Source organism: Chloroflexota bacterium, assembly GCA_040902225.1.
Taxonomy (GTDB): domain Bacteria; phylum Chloroflexota; class Limnocylindria; order QHBO01; family QHBO01; genus CF-167.
In genome coordinates this window covers 222,128-242,482 of record JBBDXT010000004.1, presented here as the reverse complement: position 1 = coordinate 242,482, position 20,355 = coordinate 222,128, and the positions used below count along the sequence as shown (strand labels likewise).

Below are 20,355 nucleotides of genomic sequence, written 5' to 3'. Positions count from 1 at the left end.
GTCGTCCTCCATCTGTCAAGGCGCCCGATGTGGCGAAGCGGGAATCGCTAATCGAAGCGAGACCCACTCACCGTCGTCAAGGCGATTCTCGAGGCTAAAGCCCGCGCCGGCGAGAGCGGCGAGGACCTCCTCGGCACGCCCTTCAATGATGCCGCTGGCCAGCAACGTACCGCCGCGAGCAGTGTGGGCGGCGAGCGATTCGGCCAGGTCGACCAGCACGGCTGCGACGAGGTTGGCAAGGACCAGCCGATAGGCCTCGCCGGGTGGCGTGAGCGGCAACGACCCGAGTTGGGCGGTGACCCGATCCGCCAGGTCGTTGGCCGCGGCGTTGGCGAGTGTTGCCTCCACGGCGAGTGGATCAGTGTCGTAGCAGACTGCTCCATCCGCCCCGAGGCGCAGGGCCGCCAGGGCCAGGATCCCGGACCCGGAGCCCACGTCGAGCACGACGGGAGGCATCGGCGAGATCTCCTGGAGAAGCGTAAGGCAGCCGCGCGTCGTCGGATGGAGGCCGGTGCCGAAGGCCATGCCGGGGTCCAGGCGCAGGGCCACCTCATCGGTCCCGATCGATTCATCCAGCCAGGAAGGCACGATCGCCACGCGCCCGATGCGCTGCGGGGCGTAGCCGGCCTTCCAGGCGTCGGTCCAGTCCGCGTCGTCGACCGAGCGGACTCGCAGCTCGCCGACCGGGCGCAGCCCGAAGGCCTGGAGATGCCATAGCGCCCGCTCCGTGGACTCGACCGCGGCTGGGGCCTCCTCGTCTTCGGGGATGTGGGCAGTGATCTCGTACGGTGCAGTCGGGTCTTCACGAGCGGACAGCTCGTCCGCGGGATCCCGGATCAGGCGCGTGGGCCGTACCGCAGACCCCTGCCCAACGCGGCCGAAGATCTCGCTGACCGCCTCGATCGCCTCGTTGTCGCAAGTGACCGTCAGCTCCAGCCAGCGCACGGCCGGCCTAGCCGAACAGATCGCGAAGCCGATCGACCAGGCTTGGACCGCCCTTGGGCAGGACCGGGGGCGAGCTGACCTCCCCGAGCTCCTTGAGCAGCTCACGCTCACGCTTCGAGGGCTTTGGCGGGATCACGACCGTCACGATCACGTGCAGGTCGCCGCGACCCACGCCTCGCAGCCGGGGCACACCGCGGCCGCGGAGGCGCAGCTCGGCGCCGCTCTGGGTCCCGGCCGGGATCTCCATCGGCTCAGTGCCTTCGACCGTCGGGATCTCGAGCGTTGCGCCAAGGGCTGCCTGCGGGAATGTGACAGGCAGCTCATAGAAGAGCTCCGTGCCGCGGCGGAGGAGCTGAGCATGCTCGCGCACCGTGACCGCGACGTACAGATCGCCGGGCGGGCCGCCGCGGGGACCGGCCTCGCCCTGCCCCTCGATCGCGATCCGCTGACCGGACTCGATGCCAGCGGGCACTTCGACATTCAACGTGCGCTGCTCGCGGACGCGGCCGTCGGCTCGGCAGGTTGCGCAGGGCGTGGACACGATGCGACCCTCGCCGGCGCAGCGGGGGCAGGCGGTGATGTTTACCATCTGGCCCAGGATCGTCTGACTGACGCGCCGCTTTTCGCCGGTGCCGTTGCACTCCGGGCACTTCTCCGGCTCGCTTCCCGGCTCGGCCCCGGACCCCTCGCAGACCGAGCAGCGCGCGAGGGTCGGAAAGCTGATCTCGCGCGTGACGCCAGAGACGGCCTCACTGAACTCGATGGTCAGGTCGTAGCGCAGGTCGGCGCCGGCAACCACGCGTCGGCGTCCGCGGGTGCCTGCCGGCGAGCCGCCGAAGAAGGCGTCGAAGATGTCGCCGAACGGCCCGAACCCACCGCCGAAGCCACCCTCGAAGCCGCCTGCGCCCACTCCATCCACTCCGCTGTGGCCGAACATGTCGTACGCGGTTCGACGCTGCCGGTCGGAGAGGACGCGGTACGCCTCGCTCAGCTCCTTGAAACGCGCCTCCGCCCCGTCGCTCGAGTCGATGTCCGGGTGGTGGCGCTGCGCAGCGCGCCGGTAGGACCGCTTGATCTCCTCGTCGGAGGCGTCGCGCGGAACGCCCAGCACCTCGTAGTAGTCACGCTTGACAGCCATGGCGCGCGGATTATAGCGATTGGCACTCTCTACATCAGAGTGCCAGCGAGGCGGTGATCAATTCGGGCGGATCACCACCGTCGATGCGATCTTGTCGTGCCAGCCCTGCTTGCGCGAGTCGAAGGCGGCCCAGATGAGGCCCAGGAAGAGCGGAATGATCGAGATGATGAACCCGACATAGCGCAACAGACCGCGCACCAGGTCGATCTTCTTGCCATCGGCGACGCCCACCACCTGCATGTTGAACGGCATCATGCCGACGGTCTGACCGCGCCAGGCCCAGAAGCCGATGAAGTACACGAGCCCGATGAGCGCGCTGTACGCGTTCTCCGCGTAGTTCACCGTCACGACTCCATTCGTCGTGGTGGTGATCTGCGCGCCAGTGATTGGAATGAGTGCTGCAGACAGCAGCCCGATGACGATCGCATCGATCAGGATTGCCAGGAAGCGGACCCAGAAGCCGGCGTAGTGCCACCCGGGCATCGGTCCCGGGCGTGTGATCGGGGTGGTGACAGGTGCGCCCGCCCAGCCGGACTCCGGCGCGGCGGGTGGGGCAGGTGGCGCGGGCGGCGCGGCCGGGGACTGATCGGTCACTGGGATCCCTCCTGTTGGTTCTTGGGCGCTAGATCCTGATTGGACGCGCGGGCTGCTGGGGCGAGGTGGGCCATCCTCTGGCTCCGATAGCCGATCACCGCCAGCGCCACGCCGACGACGAAGAAGGCCAGGACGCCGACGCCCGCAGCCGGCAGCATGGCCTCCTGGAGTTGGACCGCCACGATCGCAGCCAGTACCGCAGCGAGCATGGCGTCGACAAAGGCAATGGTGGCCGGCGTGGTGACGAAGCCATGGAAATTGCCGACGTCCAGGCTGCCGGGTTCATTCGGCAGCGAGCCGAACGTCTGAAAGATCGCTTCGGCGCTGTCATCGGTACCGGTGACGAAGTACGGCGCCAACCCAGGGTCGATCTCGAGGTATGCCCCGCGCAGCCGATTCATGCCGCGCACCCAGACGTAGTCCTCGTTGTTGATCTCCAGGAGCCGGACATACGTGGCCAGCCCCACGAACAGGACAACCGGGAGGAGCATGATCGCGAACAGCACGAAGCCCTCACCGAATGCGGTGGCCTGGGCGACCAGGGCCAGCGCCACCACCGCTCCCGACAGGAGTGAGAGGAACATGCTCGCGCGCGCGAATGCCTCGTTCCAGGAGAGGGAGCGGGTCGCGAGCAGGCTCCAGTGCTCGGTCGCCAGCATCTGCACCCGCAGCGCGCGCCGAGCAGCGGCCTCATCGGCCGGGACGGGACCTGATGTGGGTGGACCCTCGGGCATCCGCTCCATCACCATCGCACCCATTGTACGAAGTGGCGCACCGCGGGCCGCTGCTAGCATCGCGGCCTATGCCCGCACCCCTTCCCGACCTCCACATCTCTGCCGACCATGCCCGCCGTTTCCTCGTCCGCCGCCACCTGCTCGATCCGCCGCGCTCCCTGCCGGCGAAGCCGGAATCGGTCCTCGGCGTGATCGATCGGCTGGGAAGCCTGCAGTTCGACCCGCTGGAGGTGCCCGGCACCCGCAGCCACGACCTGGCGCTCCACGACCGGGTCGCCGGCTACCGGCGAGAGTGGTGCGACCGGTGGCTGTACGGCAGGGATCGGCGCCTCATCGAGCTCTACAACAAGAGCCTGAACATCCTCCCCGCCGCTGAGCTGCCCTTCTACCGGCTGGCCTGGACCTCCGGAGCCAGCCGATACCGGGACTTCCTGGCCGAGCACGCGCGCCTGGCGAACCGAATCCGCGATCACATCCGCGAGAGCGGTCCGGTCTCGACCGCGTCCTTCCGGGATGTCGAGGATCGCATCCAGTGGTGGTGGGACAACGATGCCTCGACCAGCACCAAGGCCGCCCGTGCGGTGATGGAGGCCCTCTTCGTGGTCGGCGAGCTGGGGATCTCTCGTCGGGAGGGCAACCGCCGCTTCTACGACCTGATCGAGCGGCTGGTTCCCGCCGAGATGCTCGACTCGCACGCGAGCGAGGCCGACCAGCTCCGCCATCGGCTGCTCAGCCGTCACCGGGGGGTCGGACTCATGGCGGTTGGTGGTGCAGGGGAGCTGGTGTCAGGCGCCGGGACGGCCGCGGATCGCGCGCGGACGACGGCTGCGCTGGTCGAGGAGGGCACCCTCGTCCCGGTCGCAGTGGAGGGATTCCGGGAGGCCCGCCACGTCCTGGCCGACGAGCTGCCCTTGCTCGAGGCCGCCGCCAAGCCCGCGAGGCGCGCCGGGCCATCGGTCTCGTTCCTTGCGCCGCTCGACCCGCTGATGTGGGACCGCCGCCTGGTCAAGGGACTCTTCGGATTCGACTATATCTGGGAGGTCTACGTCCCGGCCCCCAAGCGCAGGCACGGCTATTACGTGCTGCCGCTGCTCTTCGGGGATCGCCTGGTCGGGCGCATCGAGCCACGCTACGAACGTGCCTCACGCACCCTGCGGATTGCCGGCATCTGGTTCGAGGATGGCTTTGGACCGATGGAGGAGCCTGATTTCGTCCCCGCCGTGGCCGGGGCGTTCGACGCGTACCGCCGCTTCGTCGGGGCCGGTGCCGTGACCTGGCCGCGCACGAAGCTGGGCCGCGACATCGCCGGTGGGCTCCGGCGCCTCGGCTCGTGAAGTTCGAGGTCCTCAGCCGCGAAGCTTTGAACCGGGCGACGCTCGCGCGACAGATGCTTCTCGAGCGCGTCGCGATGACGCCCTACGACACGGTCCACCACCTCGTCGGACTCCAGGCGCAGACACCTCAGTCGTGGTACCTGAGCCTCTGGTCGCGGCTGGCTGACTTTGACCCGATCGCCACCGGGCAGCTGCTCGAGGAGCGGCGGTTGGTGCGCGTGGCGGTCATGCGCTCGACGATCCACCTCGTCACCGATGACGACGCCCTCGTCCTGCGAGCCTTCACGCAGCCCGCGATCGACCGCAGCCTGCGCGGAATCTGGGCGCGCCGGCTGGAGGGGATCGACCTCGCCGAGCTGGCGACCGAGGTTCGAAGGTTCACTGCCGATGCGCCACGCACGCCCACCGAGCTCATCCGGCACCTCGACACCCGCTGGCCCGGACGCGATCGGCTCACCGTCACGAATGCGGTGCGCGCGCTGGTGCCGCTGGTCCAGGTGCCACCCCGCGGCGTGTGGCGCCGCCCCGGGGCGGTAAAGCTCGCCGCCCTCGACGCATGGCTTGGCCGTCCGGTGCTGGCTACCACCGACCCCGAGCCGATCGTGCTGCGTTATCTCGCCGCTTTTGGTCCGGCGTCCGTGATGGACGCGCAAGCCTGGGCAGGGGTGACGCGGTTGGGCGAGGTGTTCGCACGCTTGCGGCCCCGCCTTCGGGTTTTCCGTGACGGAGCCGGGCGCGAGCTGTTCGACCTGCCCGATGCACCCCGCCCAGATCCGGAGACGCCTGCCCCCGTCCGCTTCCTGGCGGACTACGACAACCTCCTGCTATCGCACGCTGACCGATCCCGCTTCGTCGGCGACGTTGAGCGGCCCGCGTTCACGTACCAGGACGGCCCCATCCCCGGCATGCTCCTGCTCGCCGGGACGGCCCTTGGCCAATGGCATCTCCAGCGCGACAGGGGCGCCGCCACCGCGGTCCTGCGGCTAGTCCGTCCGCTGTCGAGCGACGAGGAAACGGCGGTTGGAACCGAGGCCGACGCCATGCTCCGCTTCAGCGTCCCCCACGCAGATGTGCATTCAGTCGAGTTCGCTCGCTACGCGCGTCGGGACTGATAAGTCCGACTAATACTCATGCACCGATCGCGCTCGCGGAGCGCCGCGGCATAAACGTCAGTTATCAGCCGACACCGATGAGGCCTCATCGGTGCAGGAGCATAAGTGTGGCTTATGGACCGGGCGGCGACTTGGGGCGTCGGCCAGCCTTCGCGGCGGCCTGACGGGCCATATCCAACACGTTCTCTCGGTCTGCGATGTAGTCGGGGTTTCGCTTGACAGCCTCCGCGACGTATGCCGCCACCGCCGCCGCGTCGAGATCCTCGTCAAAGCCGATGTCCCAGGTCATGAGGACCGAGCTCCCGGCGCGCAGGACCTTCTTCCGATCGTCGAGCAGAACGCCATAGAGGAAATTGAGGGAGACCTTCCTGCGGCCGGCGTTGACCGCGCATACCCAGGTGTGGAAGTCGCCATTCAGGGCGTACATCAGGATCTTGTACTTGATCGCAACATCGAATTCAGAGTGCGACTTCCTAATGATCCGATCGAGCTCGCGGACCATCGGCTCGGCCTGAGCATCAGGGATGGTCGTCAGGTATTCCTCGAGTGCGGAGGTGCTCATCACGGACCCTCAACCACGATCGGATGCCGCGTTGGGAATGGCAGCCTCGAGCTTCAGCAGCTTGTCGAGCATGACGTTCAGGGCTTCATCCTGCGCCTTGAGGTGCCGCTGGATCTGCTCGGCCTCGTGGAAGCTCGCGTCGGCATCCTGGTAGGTCATCTCAGCGCGTTTGTCCGATGCCTTCCCGATGATGTTCTGCCCGACCATGATGATCGAGAGGAGCACGAGCTGGATGAACGTCTGGCTGACCCATTGCACGATCGCCAGCGGACCGCTGGTCAGGGCCGACGGGAGTGCGACCAGCGCGAGGGCCGCGAACGCGTAGGCGCACCACATCGTCCCGACCACCGTCGTGATCAGGAGCGCGAAGCGCCCATTGAATCCGACCTGCTCGTCCGACCTCCTGGGCGGTCCGGCCTTCCTGCGCTCCGCGATCCTCGGATGGGGCACAGGATTGAAGTTGACTGCCATCACTGATCTCCAGACTTCGGGATCTCGGGCCAGGCTGCTCGTCCTGGCTCAACTGGCCTGGTCGTGGAAGTCCACCACCAGCGGTGCGTGGTCTGAGGGGATTCCCGGGTAGGTTGATGGCTTACGGGCATCGCGGTCGCGCTCGGCAGCGACCGCCCGCCCGGCCAGTGGCTCGGTCACGTACACGTGGTCGATCCGCATCCCCAGGTTCTTGTGGAAGTTCCCCGCACGGTAGTCCCACCAGGTGAAGAAGCCAGGCTCCGGATGGAAGCGTCGCACGATGTCGACCAGCCCCCATTCGCGCATGCGAGCGACCGCCGCACGCTCCGGCTCGGACACGTGCGTTGCCCCGTGGACGGCCGCGGCGTCGTAGACGTCATCGTCGGTAGGGGCGACATTGAAATCGCCGCAGACCGCCATCGGCTCAGCCGGGTCGCACCCGGTGATCAGCCACTCGTTGATGCGGTCCAGCCAGACGAGCTTCTGATCGTAGAACTCGGACCCGACCACCCTGCCGTTGGGCACGTAAATGCTCGCAAAGCGGACGCCGCCGCAGGTGGCGGCCAGAAAGCGGCCGCCGTCATCGGTCCAACCGTCGGAGGTTGGCAGGCCTGCCTGCACCTGATCGATCCCGATCCGCGACGCGATCGCCACGCCGTTCCATTGCCCCAGCCCGTGGTGCGCCACCTCGTAGCCGATGGCGCGGAACGCCAGGTCCGGCATGGCGGCGTCGGTGAGCTTCGTCTCCTGCATGCACAGCACGTCCGGCCGGATCGCCTCGGTCCAGGCCAGCACCCGGTCGAGCCGAGCCTTCAGCGAGTTGACGTTCCAGGTGGCGAGGCGCATCGGTCCGAGTCTAGCCCGCGGCCGCTCCTATACTCCGAGCCTGATGCTCAAGGAATTCCGCGACTTCATTCTGCGCGGCAATGTCATCGACCTGGCGGTGGGCATCGTCATCGGCGCAGCCTTCGGCGCAACCGTGACCTCGTTCGTCACCAACGTGCTGACCCCGCTGCTGGGCTTCCTGCGGATCCCTGATTTCTCGACGCTGTCCTTCACCGCGGGCACGACGCCGGTCTCCTACGGGCTCTTCCTGAACCAGCTCATCACCTTCTTCCTGGTCGCGGTCGCCATCTTCTTCTTCGTGGTCAAGCCGGTGAACGCGATGACCGCCCGCCTGAAGAAGTCTGAGCCCGACGACGAGCCGCCGATCAAGACCTGCCCGTTCTGCGCCACCGATATCCCCACCGCCGCCACCCGCTGCCCGCACTGCACGAGCCAGCTGGGCTAGGCGCTCCCCGGGGTCAGAGGCACCGGCCAACGCTGCAGCACGATCTCGGCATCGGCCGGATCCATTCGATACCCGCGCACGTCGGCATCCCAGGTGATCAGGTCGCGATGGGCTACCCGCCGCATCACCTTGTTCGGGCCGGCCACGATGCCGGCGAAGGCGGTCCCCGTCTGCTTTCCGTAGCGAGCCGTCAGGTCGGCATCCAGCGGCAGGGCGGCATTGCGGATGGACAGCTCGGCGACCTCGCGCAGGAGGCGACGGCTATCGGCACCCTGGATGGCGTTCAGCACCTCGCCGAGCTGCTTGCGCCGCAGGTCGGCCTGGTCCGCCTCGTCCATCACGGGATCGCCGGGCTGGTGCTGGGGACCCATCACCCATCGCCAGGCGAGGCCCACCAGCTGCTCTTCCGTTTCGGCCTCGAATTCGATCCTTGGCACCTGTGAACTCCTGTACTGCTCTGTAGCGAGGCTGGCGCTAATCTATCACAGGTGCTACACTACGCGTCTCGGCTGCAAGGCTGCGAACCGATTGATCTCATGGCCGGCGCACGACGAAGAGCCATCGGCGAACCCGTTTCGTGTCGACTTAGCCGCAAATGGGGGCAGAGGAGTCAAACATGCGTTACACACGAATCTCTACGTACGATCTCACCAAGGGCACCTTCCCTGAGCTGACCGGCATTGCCGAGAAGGGCATCCTTCCGACCTTCGTCAAGGAGCCTGGCTTCGTGAACTACGGACTGGTCGACGTCGGCAACCACAAGGTCCTCTCGATCAGCATCTGGGAGACCCGCGACGAGGCCCTGAAGTCGGCTGACATGGCCGCCACCTGGGTCAAGCAGAACATTGCGGACCGGGTCCACCTCGTCACCACCTACATCGGTGACCTGGCCCTGTTCCGTGGCGTTCCCGTCACCGCCTAGTCCCGTTTGAAGGCTGCCTGCACGGACCGTCGGCCTACCCGCTGTCCCTGCATTCGTAGCCACGCAAGACCGCTCCGGCATCGTGCCGGGGCGGTTTTTCTATGGCCGCAACCCCACGCTGGCGAGCTCAGCGCGAGCAAGCCGATCGTGGCGGCCGCTGGCCCAGTCTCCAAGTGGATCCGGGGTGTACTCGAGCAGCGTCGCGTAGTCGAGCCGGGTGACGGCCCGCATCGCCAGGGCGGTCTCGACCTTCGCATGGCTGACCTTTGGCGCGGTGCGGATGGCCCGATGGGCTGACCGGACGCGCTGCAGCCTCTCCCAGCGCCACGGCAGGTAGCGGGACAGCCACGGCCCGAGGGTCGCCAGTGCGAAGAGCAGGGCCAGCACGGTCGCCACCACCAGGATGAAGCGCTCCAGGTCCGTCCCGAATTCGGAGAGCGGCCGGCCGGCGCCGGCGAAGGCGTTGCGCACCACGTCGCGGACCTGCTCCCCAATGAGTGGCACACCGGACAGGGATTCCCCCACGTCCCGCCCGCTCCGGATCATGGCCAGGCCGCCCGCGTGGATCGTCCGTCCGGCCTGGGCGAAGCCGGCCAGCACCTGGAACAGCTGCCAGACGAGATTGCCCCAGAACACGACCCACACCAGCGTCGCGAGGTCCGCGACCTGCTCTTTCAACCTCGCGACCGGCATCTCACTCCAGATCTTGGTCATGGTGGCCCCTCGCGCTCTCCGCTTCCTCGTCCGTGGTCCGCCGCCAGGAAGCACGATTCTACGCAGGGTCAAAATGGCATCCAACAGGCTTGAGAGCCAACGTGGCGGCCCGATAGGAGGCGCAGATGCTCGATGTCCTCTTGCTGTTCCCCCAGGAGCTCGACACCGACGAGGTTGACGGGCTCCTCACGCAACACCTGGTCCCCGAGCTCACGAGCGCCACCGGGATCTGAACACTGCGGCTGAGCGAGGGACGGTCATGAGCCGCGGAGCGCCTTCGCGGTACTCGCGTGTCCTCGAAGCCTCCTTCGACTCACTGGCCGATTGGATGGCTGCGGTGGACGCCCTGAACGCCATGGGTGACGGCTTGGCCGACCACGAGGCGTTTCAGCGCCTCGCCCCACTCGTCGTCTTCTTCGAGGTCACGGACGTCAAGGGCTAACCATTCACCGAGCCGCGTGTGCCTAAGCGCCGGATAACACGCCCGTACATCGCGAACGCGATCATCGCGCCAGTGAATGACGCGGAGCTGGGTGGGATCGTTCGGGCGCTCCGCCATAGGCGGGGTTGGCGGCAAGCCGATCTGGCGGGAAAGGCCGGGGTGAGCGCCTCACTCATCAGTCTGCTCGAACGCGGACACGCCGAGGCGCTGTCGATCCAGGGTGTCCGGCGCATCGGCTCCGCGCTAGACCTGCGATTGGGGTTTGATGCGGGCTTTCGTGGTGCGGAACTCGCGCGGCTGCGCGACGCCGACCACGCACGATTGGCCGAGTGGCTGACCCGCCGATTGGAGAGATTCGGCTGGACGGTCGTCCCCGAAGCGAGCTTCAACCAATACGGCGATCGCGGCCGTATTGACCTGCTGGCATTCCACGCAGTCACGAATACGCTCGCCGTGATCGAGATCAAGACGGTCATCGCGGAGATCCAGGACCTGCTCGGGACGCTGAATGCCAAAGAGCGTGTCGCGCCGACTGTGGCGCGCTCGCACGGATGGCGGGCAACGGGCGCGGTCGCGGTCCTGGTCGTTGCCGAGAGCACCACCAACCGCCGGCGCTTGGCCGACCATTCGCGCCTGTTTGCGCGCTTCGGGTTACGCGGCAAGGGCGCCGTCGCCTGGATTCGGAAGCCCAGCGGCACTCCGAGCGGCCTCCTGCTGCTCGCCAAGTTGCCAGATCGCAAGGGTGTTGGCGTTAGGCGCGCTGGAAGGCAGCGGGTACGGCGAGGGCGGGCGGCCGTGAGCGTGGATGGGGCGCGCGGAGGTGTCCAGGATCCGCCCAAACCCGCCTAAGTGCAGCCTGGTTGCAATCTGGCGATGTACGAGCCGGTCAGGTCGCGCAACAGCAGCCTGGTTGCGATCTGGCAAGGACGGTGCGCTAAGGCGCGGGCTTCCGGGGAAGCAGGGAAGTCTCGGCACTTCCCGATGTGTGAAAGGGCCGGGCGGCCGTCCCGCAGGCTGTTGCGCCAGCCAGCCGAGGGATGGTCGCTCGGCCCTATCCCGGAGTCAAGAAGGATCGTCAGACCTCTTTGTACTCGCCCTCGATCGTCTCGCCTTCCTCTTCGGGCGCGGCTCCATCGGCCGGTCCGCCACCCTCGCCGCCTTCGCCGCCGGTGCCATCCTCGCCACCGGGCTCGGGAGTTCCCGAAGCCTCATAGGCGCGGGTGCCGATCTTCTGGAGCACCTCGGCAAGCTGCTGCTTGGTGGAGTCGACGACGCCCGCATCGGTCCCCTTGAGGGCTTCGCGGACGGCCTCGATCCGGTCGTTGATCTCCTTGCGGTCGTCATCCGACAGCTTGTCGCCCATGTCCTTGATCAGGCGCTCGGCCTGGTAGGTGAGGGCGTCCGCCTCGTTGCGTGACTCGATCTCGGCGCGACGCGTGCGGTCCTCCTCGGCGTGCTCGGCCGCGTCGCGGACCATCTGGTCGACGTCCTCCTTGGCGAGCATGGAGGAGGCCGTGATGGTGACCTTCTGCTCCTTGTTGGTGGCCTTGTCCTTGGCGGCCACGTTCAGGATGCCGTTGGCATCGATGTCGAAGGTGACCTCGATCTGGGGCACTCCCCGGGGAGCCGGCGGGATGCCATCCAGCCGGAAGGTGGCCAGCTTCTTGTTGTCGGAGGCCATCTCGCGCTCGCCCTGCAGCACCACGATGTCGACCGACGGCTGCGAGTCCGACGCGGTCGAGAAGATCTGGGTGTGGCTGGTGGGGATGGTCGTGTTGCGGTTGATCATCTTGGTCGCCACCCCGCCCAGGGTCTCGATCCCCAGCGACAGCGGCGTCACGTCCAGCAGCAGGACGTCCTTCACCTCGCCGCCCAGCACCCCGGCCTGGATAGCGGCGCCAATGGCGACCACCTCGTCGGGGTTGACGCCCTTGTGGGGCTCCTTGCCGGCGAACATGGCCTTGACAGCCTCGATCACAGCCGGCATGCGGGTCATGCCACCGACCAGGATCACCTCGTCGATGTCGGTCGGCTTGAGCGACGCGTCGGCGAGCGCCTGCTTGACCGGCCCCGAGGTCTTGCTCACCAGGTCAGCAACCAGGTCCTCGAACTTGGCGCGGGTCAGGCTGATGACCAGGTGCTTCGGCCCGGCGGCATCGGCGCTGATGAAGGGCAGGTTGATCTCGGTGGTGGTCGTGCTCGACAGCTCGATCTTGGCCTTCTCGGCGGCCTCCTTCAGGCGCTGGAGCGCGATCCGGTCCTTCGACAGGTCGACCCCCTGGTCCTTCTTGAACTCCTCCGACAGCCAGTCGATCACGCGCTGGTCGAAGTCGTCGCCGCCCAAGTGGGTGTCACCATTGGTGCTGCGCACCTCGAAGACGCCCTCGGACAGCTCCAGGATCGAGATGTCGAAGGTGCCACCGCCCAGGTCGTAGACCGCGATCTTCTCGTCCTTGGTCTTGTCCAGCCCATACGCCAGGGCCGATGCGGTCGGCTCGTTGACGATGCGCTTGACGTCCAGCCCGGCAATCCGACCGGCGTCCTTGGTCGCCTGGCGCTGGGTGTCGTCGAAGTAGGCCGGCACGGTGATGACCGCCTCGGTCACCTTTTCGCCCAGGTAGGCCTCGGCATCGGACTTCAGCTTCTGCAGGATCATGGCGCTGATCTCGGGGGGGCTGAAGGTCTTGCCGTTGGCCAGGGTCACGACCACGCCATCGGACTTGGGGTCCTTCTCCACCTGGTACGGCACCAGGTCCTTCGAATGCGCGACCTCGGGATCCTCGAATCGGCGCCCCATGAAGCGCTTGATGCTGAAGATGGTGTTCTCGGGATTGGTGATCGCCTGGCGCTTGGCGACCTGGCCGACCAGCCGCTCACCGCTCTTGGCGAAGGCGACGACCGATGGCGTGATGCGGCCGCCCTCGGCGTTGGTGATCACCTGCGGTTCGCCGCCCTCCATGACGGCGACCACCGAGTTGGTGGTGCCCAGGTCGATGCCGATGATCTTTCCCATCTGTTCAGTGCTCCTTTGGATTGTTCGCGACGCGGACGAGCGATGGGCGCAGGACCCGGTCTCGCAGCCGGTATCCGCGCTGTAGCTCAGCGATCACCTGGTTATCGGGATGGTCTTCGGTCTCCTCGTGGACGACCGCCTCGTGCAGGTTCGGATCGAATGGCTGGCCGAGCGCCTCGATCTGGGTGACGCCCTCGGCCTCCAGCAGGCCGCGCAGCTTCCGCTCGACGAGGCGCACGCCGTCCACCCAACCCTCGTGGATGTCCTTCGGCACGTTCTCGAGCGCGCGATCGAAGTCGTCGAGGACGGCCAGCAGCTTGCCGATCAGCAGCGCGTTGCTGAACTGGGACAGGCCCTCGCGCTCCTCGTCGACCCGACGCCGGTAGTTGGCGAAGTCGGCGGCGGTGCGCTGCAGGCCGCGCAGGTGCTCGTCGGACTGCTCGCGCGTCTCATCCAGCACGCGCTGCATGTCCTCCAGCTGCTGGATCAGGGCCGCGCGCGACGGCCCGCGCGCGTGGGGCGCGTCCTCGGGGGCGCCGTTGGTGGGTCGCTCAGTCATGGTTCTCCGTTGGGTGACTCGAGATCAGCTCGTTCATAAGCGTTGAGAGATAGCGCACTGTCGGAATGGCGCGGGGGTACGGCATGCGTGTCGGGCCCAGCACGCCCAGTAGGCCAAGCGCCGAGTCCTCCGTGCCGTACGGCGCGAAGACGAGGCTCACCTCGTGCATCGCGTCGTTGATGTTCTCGTGGCCGATGATCACCGTGACTCCGCCGCGGCGGCTCAGCACCGGCACCAGCTGCTCCAGGAAGTCCGATCGCTGGAGCACCTCGAGCACGCCGCGCAGCTTGGCGCCGCCTGCGAACTCCGGCTGCTCCAGGACGTTGACGATGCCGTCGGTGAAGACCTCCTCGACCGCGACCGAGTCCGCCTCTTCCAGCATCTGCGCCAGGACCTCGGCGACGTGCGCCGCGAGCGGAGCCAGCTTGCCCAGCCTGCGTCGCACCTGCGGCGCCGACAGGCCGGCGAGCCCGCTGTTGAGAGTGGCTGCGGCCGTGTCGAGCTCAGCCTGCCCGGTCGCATCTCCCGCGGTTGCCCGCTCCACGCTGCTGCGCTGGAGCCGGCGCTGCACCACGTTGCCGTCGCCGAGCACGAGGACTGCCAGGCGCGCCTGATCGGCCAGCTCGACCAGTTGGACGTGCCCGAAGCGGGCGCGCCGCGCCCGGGCCGGCGTCACGACGGCGGCGGAGCGAGTGCTGGTGGCCAGGATCGAGGCGGCCAGTCGCAGCCATTCGTTGCTGGTCAGCTGCACCTGGCTGAACTGGTGGCGGATCATGAGCTGGTCGGCGCGGTCGAGGGCCGACTCGCGCATGAGGGACTCGACGTAGGTCCGATAGCCCAGGTCGGAGGGGACGCGGCCAGCGCTGGTATGCGGGTGGCTCAGAAGGCCCAGCGCCTCGAGCTCGGCCATGGCGCTGCGCACGGTGGCCGAGCTCACGGGCAGTCCGTAGCGCTCCACCAGCGCCTGCGAACCAACCGGCACGGCATTCAGCACGTAGTCCTCGACCACGGCGCGCAGCACGATGCGCTGCCGCTCGGTCAGGTTCAGCACCGACCGAGACGGGGCGCTCTTCTCGCCGCGGGTCATCCCCTCGCCGACCAAGACTGGCCTCCGTTGTCGTGCCCTTGCGGGTCCGTTAGCACTCTACCGATGAGAGTGCTAAATGGTTCGGCTGGAATCGTACCAACCCCGCCGGACCAGTGTCAACGCGGCTCGGCCGCCGTACGATGCGCCCATGCGTGTCATCGGTGTGCTGATCAACGCCCTCCTGCGCGGGACCATCGTCGCGATCCTGGCCGAGGCCCTCCTTCACAGAAACGATCACCGCTTCGCAGGGAAGGCGATTGGCACCCGAGGCATCGTGATGATTCCCTTGAGCCTGCTGGTGCCGGTTGTGCATGGCGCTGGAAAGCGAGGCCGCTACCCGTTCTGGACGGACAACCTGTACCTGTCCATCTTCTCGCTCGACCTGCTCGGCAACCACTTCGACCTGTACGACCGCTATCGCTATTTCGACGCAATTCCTCATGCGCACGGGACGGGTGCGGCCACCGTCGTCCTCGCTGAGCTCCTTGACCTGCCACCACTCAGCGCCGTCGGCCTCGCGCAGTTGGCCCACATCGGGCTTGAGGCTCAGGAGTACTACAGCGACGTCTGGTTCGGGCTCCATAACGTGCGCGGCACCTGGGACACCGTGAACGACCTTCTGGCCGGCGCCATCGGCTCGGCCGCGTACGCCGCGGCACTGGCCGGGGCTCGCGGAAGGGCCTGAAGGGCCCTCTGGCCACCCAACTGCACCCCCTGGCCTTACCCCGGTGCAGGCTGGTAGTGGAGCCGTTGCTCGTGATCTTGGATTCCACGAGCTTCAGCGGGAGCTCGCCGACGGACTCCTCGAAGAAGTGCTTCCCCGTCCCGACGAGGATCGGGTAGACCTGGAGCCGGAGCTCGTAGGCCGGCAACGATCTTTCGGATCTGTCGTTCTCCTCTGGGTTCTGGGGTCGATCACAGCCTAGGGCGCAAACGCGACGAGCGCCTCGTTGGCGAAGAGGCGCCCACGGGCAGTGAGCAGGACCGCCTCCTCGGTGACCTCGAGCAACCCCGCCGCGGTCCCTTCAGCCACGGCGTCTGCGAACCGCTGGACCGGATCCTCACCGAATTCCGTGGCAAAGTCGGCGCGTCGGAACCCCGTTAACCGGCGCAGCCCGAGCGCAATTGCCTCGAAGGCGCGGGTCGGCTCGTTGAGCTCTTCGCTCCCAGCCAGGACTCGTTCACCCGCCTCGGTCCGTGCCAGGTATCGGTCCAGGTCGCGCTCATTCCAGGAACGGGTCAGACCGTCATACGAATGCGCCCCGGCGCCGATGCCGGTGTACGGCCTGCGCTCCCAGTACGCCGAGTTGTGGCGCGACTCGAAGCCCGGCCGCGCCCACGAGGAGAGCTCGTAGTGGTGGTAGTCGGCGCTGCGCAGCAGCTCCTCGGCAAGCTGGTATTGGGCCGCCGCCAGGCCATCGTCCTGTCGTACCACCATCCGATGCCGCCAGCGCAGGGCGCCGGGACGGGGCGGCGCGGCCCATTCATCGGGCGCGAGCGCGAGCTGAAGCGCATAGAGCGAGAGGTGCTCGGGCTCGACCGTAAGCGCGGCCAGCAGGCCCTCTCGCCAATCTTCCAGGGACTGGGCCGGGATGCCGTAGATCAGGTCCACTGATACGTTCTCGAAGGCCGCGACCCGGATTGACGCGTAGGCAGCGCGAGCCTCTTCGGCGGTGTGGCCGCGGGCCAACGTCACCAGCTCGGGGTCACGGAACGATTGCACGCCGAGCGAGATGCGCGTCACGCCGGCCGCGCGCAGGGCGGTCCAATCGGGTGCCTCGCGCTCGCTCGGGTTGGCCTCGAGGGTGATCTCGGCAGGCTCCGAGCCCCATCGGTCCCTGGCTGCCTCCACAACGCGAGCAACAGCATCGGCTGGAAGCAGGGATGGCGTGCCGCCACCGAAGTAGATGGTCGCCAGCTGGCCCGATGCCGGTCGCAGCGCCATCTCGCGCAACAACGCCTCGACGTAGCGCGGAATCTCCACGCCGCGCCCACCCACCGTCACGAAGTCGCAGTAGGCGCACACCAGCCGGCAGAAGGGGACGTGGACGTACAGGTGGTGCGAGGGAAACGACACGCCCCGAGCGTACATGCAGCGGGCTCGGGGCGGTGTTCGCGGTTTGCGACGGCAGGACTACATGATCCCGACGACGTGACCCTCGGGATCGGCGAAGAGGGCGATGGTGGTGTCCTTGGCCACTTCGGTCAGGGGCATCAACACCTTGCCGCCGAGCTCCTCGACGCGGCGCAGGATGCCGGCCGGGTCCTCGGAATGGACGTAGAAAGTCACCTGGCCGGCGGACCCGTCGCGGGTCGGCCCGATGCCGCTGGTGAATCCAGTCTCGTCCCTTGCCATGCCGTAGCCGTCGGGAAGGTCGGTGTCGAGCTTCCAGTCGAAGATGTCGGAGTAGAACTTCTGAAGCGCGGGCCCGTCCTTGCCCGTGACTTCCACGTGAATGACCTTGGCTGCCATGAGTGGGATCTCCTTCTCGTACTACTGTTGGCGCTTGCGTTCGCCGGTCTACCTATACGACGCCTGGGCTTGCCCAGGATCGACACCCCGCCGGGTGCATGGCACTGGCCAGCACGCATGGTGCCGGGGGCCAGGAAATGGGGCATCGGTGCCCATGTGGCACCCCACGTACTAAGGCCATGTCAACAGCCCATTGATCCTCGCGGCTCACCAACCCTGTTGGTACAACGGCGCACTTCGGCCTCCGGACAACCGCTTACGCATGGTCCTACCAGTGTCACTGGTAGCCCGATGCATGGATAGGCCCCGAGCCATCCTCAGTGGGTCCCGGCGTACTCATCTACCAATGTGGTTGGTAGCTGGTCAACCAAGGCCCCATGTGGAGCGCGCACCGGGCGGCCGGCGAGGATGTTGCGAAGCCATCCGAGGTCGGCGTCTCGGCGCGCCGTCAACTCCCTAGATCGGCCTCTGGCGGAGCCGTCCCCCGGCAAAGGCAAAGAGCGAGGCTGTCACCGCGAAGTGCCCCACCATCGCCGGCACCACCGACCCGGTGGTCACGGTCGCCAGCCCCGCGCCATAGCCGAGCAGGACCGAGCCCGCCAGGAAGTACCAATCGCGCTCCCTCCACAGGCGCCGGTGCGCCAGGCCGTAGAGCAGCGCCTGCACCACCAGGGCGGTCCCCACGCCGCCCGGCAGCTCGGCGAAGAGGAGCATACCCAGCACGATCGAGCGGAACTGCAGCTCCTCTGCGAAGGCGTTGGCCGCGGCGCCCGCCAGGCGCGTGGCGACCAGCGGGGTGGGCAACGGCAGGATGGCGCGGTAGCGCAGGAACGCGAGCACCAGCCCGTTCAGGATGGCCACCGCGCAGAACAGGAGCATCACCGGCAGCATCGATTCCGGGTCGCCCGGGGCCAGGAAGAGCTGCGCCCGGCCCCGCGGCAGGATGAAGGCGATCCCGATCGCGAACAGCACCACCAGCCCGTAGTAGGAGAGCGGGCCGATCCACGGGGATCGGGAGCGGAAGTAGTCGGAACGCATGATGCGATCCGAGTCGAAGCGCAGCAGGACCAGGAAGATCGTCAGCCCCAGGGCGATCGAGAGGCGCAACGAGTCCTGGAAGTTCACGCTATTGCCCCTCGTTCATGCGGAGGATGGCCAGGAAGGCTTCCTGCGGGATCTCGACGGACCCGATCCGCTTCATCCGCTGCTTGCCTTCTTTCTGCTTCTCCAGGAGCTTGCGCTTGCGGGTGATGTCGCCGCCGTAGCACTTGGCCAGCACGTTCTTGCGCATCGCCCGGATCGTCTCGCGGCTGATGATATTGGAACCAATGGCCGCCTGGACCGGCACTTCGAACATCTGGCGCGGGATCAGCTCTTTCAATTTCTCGACCAGCGCCTTCCCGACCCGGAAAGCATTGGACCGATGGACGATCAGGGAGAGCGCATCCACCGGCTCGCCGCTGACCATGATGTCGAGCTTGACCAGCTCCCCGGGCCGATAGCCCAGGTACGCGTAGTCGAGGCTGGCATATCCCGAGGATCGGCTCTTCAGCTGGTCGTAGAAGTCGATGATCAGCTCGGCCAGCGGCATCTCGAAGTGCATGTTCACCCGCTTGGGGTCGAGGTACTCCATGTTGATGAAGTCGCCGCGGCGGGTGGTGGCCAGCTCCATGATCGGCCCGATGTAGTCGGTCGGGGTTATGACCGTGGCCGACACCCATGGCTCGCTGATCAACTCGACCTCGCCGGCTGGCGGGAACTGGGCGGGGTTGTCCACGACAAGCTCATCGGCCCTGTTCAAGCGCTTGACGCGGTATTCGACCGACGGCGCCGATGCGATCAGCTCGAGCCCGAACTCGCGCTCGAGGCGCTCCTGGACGATCTCCATGTGCAGCAGGCCAAGGAACCCACAGCGATAGCCGAATCCGAGCGCCACGCTCGACTCGGGCTCGTAGACGAACGAGGCGTCGTTGAGGTGCAGCTTCTCGAGCGCGTCGCGCAGCAGCGGGTACTCGTCGCCACGCATCGGGTAGATGCCGGCGAAGACGAGCGGCAGCGCCTGCTTGTAGCCGGGCAGGGGCTCGGGCGCGGGGCGGTCGGCATCGGTCAGGGTGTCGCCCACGCGAGCGTCGGCAATGCTCTTCAGACCGGAGGCAACATAACCCACCTCACCGACGGTCAGGCGACGGGTCGGGACCGGCTGTGGCCGGAAGTAGCCGAGCTCCAGGATGTCGGTCTCGACGCCGGTGGCCATGAAGCGGATGCGCTCGTGGTCGTGGAGCGTACCGTTGGCCACGCGGACGTAGGCGACCACGCCCTTGTACGGGTCGTAGTGGCTGTCGAAGACGAGCGCCTGGAGAGGCGCCGACGCGTGGCCGCTGGGTGCAGGGATGCGCTTGACGATCGCCTCCAGGATCTCGTCGATCCCTCGCCCCTCCTTGGCCGAGGCCAGGATGACCTCCTCGCGCGGGATGGCGAGGGTCTCCTCCAGCTCCCCCAGGACCATCTCGGGGTCGGCCGAGGCGAGGTCGATCTTGTTGATGACCGGGATGATGACCAGCTGCTGCTCCAGCGCCAGGTGCATGTTGGCCAACGTCTGGGCCTCGATCCCCTGGCTGGCGTCGACCACCAGGATCGCCCCCTCGCAGGCCTGAAGGGACCGGCTCACCTCGTACGTGAAATCGACATGGCCGGGGGTGTCGATCAGGTTGAGCGCGTAGGTCTGCCCGTCCTTGGCGTCGTACTGGAGCCGCACCGCGCGGGCCTTGATGGTGATCCCCTTCTCGCGCTCCAGATCCATGCTGTCCAGGACCTGTGACGTCATCTGGCGCGGGTCGATGGTGTGGGTTGCCTCGAGGAGCCGATCCGCCAGCGTGCTCTTGCCGTGGTCGATGTGCGCAACGATGCTGAAGTTGCGGGTGCGCTCCGGGGGGATCATCGGGCCGGAGTCTAGCCGAGACCGAT

23 protein-coding genes are annotated in these 20,355 nt (G+C 67.2%); 7 read left to right on the top strand and 16 right to left on the bottom strand.

Annotation, left to right across the window (positions count from 1 at the left end; all coding sequences use genetic code 11):
* Window positions 1–15 precede the first annotated feature (15 nt).
* Genes WEB29_03450 through WEB29_03435 form a run of 4 tightly spaced genes read right to left on the bottom strand, consistent with a single transcriptional unit; the run spans window position 16 to window position 3,426 of the window.
* Complete coding sequence (locus WEB29_03450) at window positions 16–945, bottom strand: 50S ribosomal protein L11 methyltransferase (GenBank protein MEX2136004.1); 930 nt, start codon at window positions 943–945, stop codon at window positions 16–18.
* Between the two features lie 7 nt (window positions 946–952).
* Window positions 953–2,083: a molecular chaperone DnaJ gene (dnaJ, locus tag WEB29_03445; protein ID MEX2136003.1), complete on the bottom strand. Its 1,131-nt coding sequence runs from the start codon at window positions 2,081–2,083 to the stop codon at window positions 953–955.
* Between the two features lie 57 nt (window positions 2,084–2,140).
* A complete protein-coding gene (locus WEB29_03440) occupies window positions 2,141–2,677 on the bottom strand; it encodes an RDD family protein (GenBank protein ID MEX2136002.1) in 537 nt (178 codons plus the stop codon).
* Window positions 2,674–3,426 (bottom strand): hypothetical protein, encoded by a 753-nt coding sequence (locus WEB29_03435; protein ID MEX2136001.1) that lies wholly within the window; start codon window positions 3,424–3,426, stop codon window positions 2,674–2,676. Before WEB29_03435 ends, WEB29_03440 begins: the two co-directional genes overlap by 4 nt.
* 53 nt (window positions 3,427–3,479) lie before the next feature.
* Between WEB29_03435 and WEB29_03430 the strand changes: the two genes are divergently transcribed.
* The gene (locus tag WEB29_03430; GenBank protein ID MEX2136000.1) at window positions 3,480–4,745 is read left to right on the top strand and encodes a crosslink repair DNA glycosylase YcaQ family protein; all 1,266 of its coding nucleotides are present in this window, start codon (window positions 3,480–3,482) and stop codon (window positions 4,743–4,745) included.
* Window positions 4,746–4,798: 53 nt separating this feature from the next.
* Complete coding sequence (locus WEB29_03425; protein ID MEX2135999.1) at window positions 4,799–5,857, top strand: winged helix DNA-binding domain-containing protein; 1,059 nt, start codon at window positions 4,799–4,801, stop codon at window positions 5,855–5,857.
* A gap of 112 nt (window positions 5,858–5,969) precedes the next feature.
* Here the strand turns inward: WEB29_03425 and WEB29_03420 are convergent, their stop codons facing one another.
* Genes WEB29_03420 through WEB29_03410 form a run of 3 tightly spaced genes read right to left on the bottom strand, consistent with a single transcriptional unit; the run spans window position 5,970 to window position 7,736 of the window.
* Window positions 5,970–6,419: a DUF1801 domain-containing protein gene (locus WEB29_03420; protein ID MEX2135998.1), complete on the bottom strand. Its 450-nt coding sequence runs from the start codon at window positions 6,417–6,419 to the stop codon at window positions 5,970–5,972.
* 9 nt (window positions 6,420–6,428) lie between these two features.
* Window positions 6,429–6,890: a hypothetical protein gene (locus WEB29_03415; protein ID MEX2135997.1), complete on the bottom strand. Its 462-nt coding sequence runs from the start codon at window positions 6,888–6,890 to the stop codon at window positions 6,429–6,431.
* A gap of 48 nt (window positions 6,891–6,938) precedes the next feature.
* Complete coding sequence (locus WEB29_03410; GenBank protein MEX2135996.1) at window positions 6,939–7,736, bottom strand: exodeoxyribonuclease III; 798 nt, start codon at window positions 7,734–7,736, stop codon at window positions 6,939–6,941.
* Window positions 7,737–7,779: 43 nt separating this feature from the next.
* On the opposite strand from WEB29_03410, the gene mscL reads away from it, so the two are divergent.
* Entirely contained in the window at window positions 7,780–8,181 is a 402-nt protein-coding gene (gene mscL / locus WEB29_03405) for a large conductance mechanosensitive channel protein MscL (GenBank protein ID MEX2135995.1), read from the top strand.
* Here mscL and WEB29_03400 read toward each other — a convergent pair.
* A complete protein-coding gene (locus WEB29_03400; GenBank protein MEX2135994.1) occupies window positions 8,178–8,618 on the bottom strand; it encodes a hypothetical protein in 441 nt (146 codons plus the stop codon). The genes mscL and WEB29_03400 overlap by 4 nt on opposite strands.
* Before the next feature lie 179 nt (window positions 8,619–8,797).
* Here WEB29_03400 and WEB29_03395 point away from each other — a divergent pair, with 179 nt between their 5' ends.
* A complete protein-coding gene (locus tag WEB29_03395; protein ID MEX2135993.1) occupies window positions 8,798–9,103 on the top strand; it encodes a hypothetical protein in 306 nt (101 codons plus the stop codon).
* A gap of 99 nt (window positions 9,104–9,202) precedes the next feature.
* On the opposite strand, the gene WEB29_03390 is transcribed toward WEB29_03395, so the two are convergent.
* Window positions 9,203–9,817 (bottom strand): hypothetical protein, encoded by a 615-nt coding sequence (locus WEB29_03390; GenBank protein MEX2135992.1) that lies wholly within the window; start codon window positions 9,815–9,817, stop codon window positions 9,203–9,205.
* 259 nt (window positions 9,818–10,076) lie between these two features.
* On the opposite strand from WEB29_03390, the gene WEB29_03385 reads away from it, so the two are divergent.
* On the top strand, window positions 10,077–10,259 hold the full coding sequence (locus WEB29_03385) for a hypothetical protein (protein MEX2135991.1): 183 nt from the start codon (window positions 10,077–10,079) through the stop codon (window positions 10,257–10,259).
* Window positions 10,260–10,277: 18 nt separating this feature from the next.
* Window positions 10,278–11,108, top strand: coding sequence for a helix-turn-helix domain-containing protein (locus WEB29_03380; GenBank protein ID MEX2135990.1), 831 nt, complete (start codon window positions 10,278–10,280; stop codon window positions 11,106–11,108).
* Window positions 11,109–11,334: 226 nt separating this feature from the next.
* On the opposite strand, the gene dnaK is transcribed toward WEB29_03380, so the two are convergent.
* Genes dnaK through hrcA form a run of 3 tightly spaced genes read right to left on the bottom strand, consistent with a single transcriptional unit; the run spans window position 11,335 to window position 14,918 of the window.
* A complete protein-coding gene (dnaK, locus tag WEB29_03375) occupies window positions 11,335–13,272 on the bottom strand; it encodes a molecular chaperone DnaK (protein MEX2135989.1) in 1,938 nt (645 codons plus the stop codon).
* 4 nt (window positions 13,273–13,276) lie between these two features.
* Window positions 13,277–13,831 carry a nucleotide exchange factor GrpE gene (grpE, locus tag WEB29_03370; GenBank protein ID MEX2135988.1) on the bottom strand — a complete coding sequence of 185 codons (555 nt, stop codon included), beginning with the start codon at window positions 13,829–13,831 and terminating at the stop codon, window positions 13,277–13,279.
* Entirely contained in the window at window positions 13,824–14,918 is a 1,095-nt protein-coding gene (gene hrcA, locus WEB29_03365; GenBank protein MEX2135987.1) for a heat-inducible transcriptional repressor HrcA, read from the bottom strand. Before hrcA ends, grpE begins: the two co-directional genes overlap by 8 nt.
* A 148-nt stretch (window positions 14,919–15,066) precedes the next feature.
* Here hrcA and WEB29_03360 point away from each other — a divergent pair, with 148 nt between their 5' ends.
* Complete coding sequence (locus WEB29_03360; GenBank protein ID MEX2135986.1) at window positions 15,067–15,603, top strand: hypothetical protein; 537 nt, start codon at window positions 15,067–15,069, stop codon at window positions 15,601–15,603.
* A 237-nt stretch (window positions 15,604–15,840) separates the two neighbouring features.
* On the opposite strand, the gene hemW is transcribed toward WEB29_03360, so the two are convergent.
* From hemW to lepA, 4 genes are all read right to left on the bottom strand, one after another.
* Complete coding sequence (hemW, locus tag WEB29_03355; GenBank protein MEX2135985.1) at window positions 15,841–16,995, bottom strand: radical SAM family heme chaperone HemW; 1,155 nt, start codon at window positions 16,993–16,995, stop codon at window positions 15,841–15,843.
* A 57-nt stretch (window positions 16,996–17,052) separates the two neighbouring features.
* Complete coding sequence (locus WEB29_03350; GenBank protein ID MEX2135984.1) at window positions 17,053–17,391, bottom strand: VOC family protein; 339 nt, start codon at window positions 17,389–17,391, stop codon at window positions 17,053–17,055.
* Between the two features lie 456 nt (window positions 17,392–17,847).
* A complete protein-coding gene (locus tag WEB29_03345; GenBank protein ID MEX2135983.1) occupies window positions 17,848–18,516 on the bottom strand; it encodes a CPBP family intramembrane glutamic endopeptidase in 669 nt (222 codons plus the stop codon).
* A gap of 1 nt (window position 18,517) precedes the next feature.
* Window positions 18,518–20,329: a translation elongation factor 4 gene (gene lepA, locus WEB29_03340; GenBank protein MEX2135982.1), complete on the bottom strand. Its 1,812-nt coding sequence runs from the start codon at window positions 20,327–20,329 to the stop codon at window positions 18,518–18,520.
* Window positions 20,330–20,355: the final 26 nt, after the last annotated feature.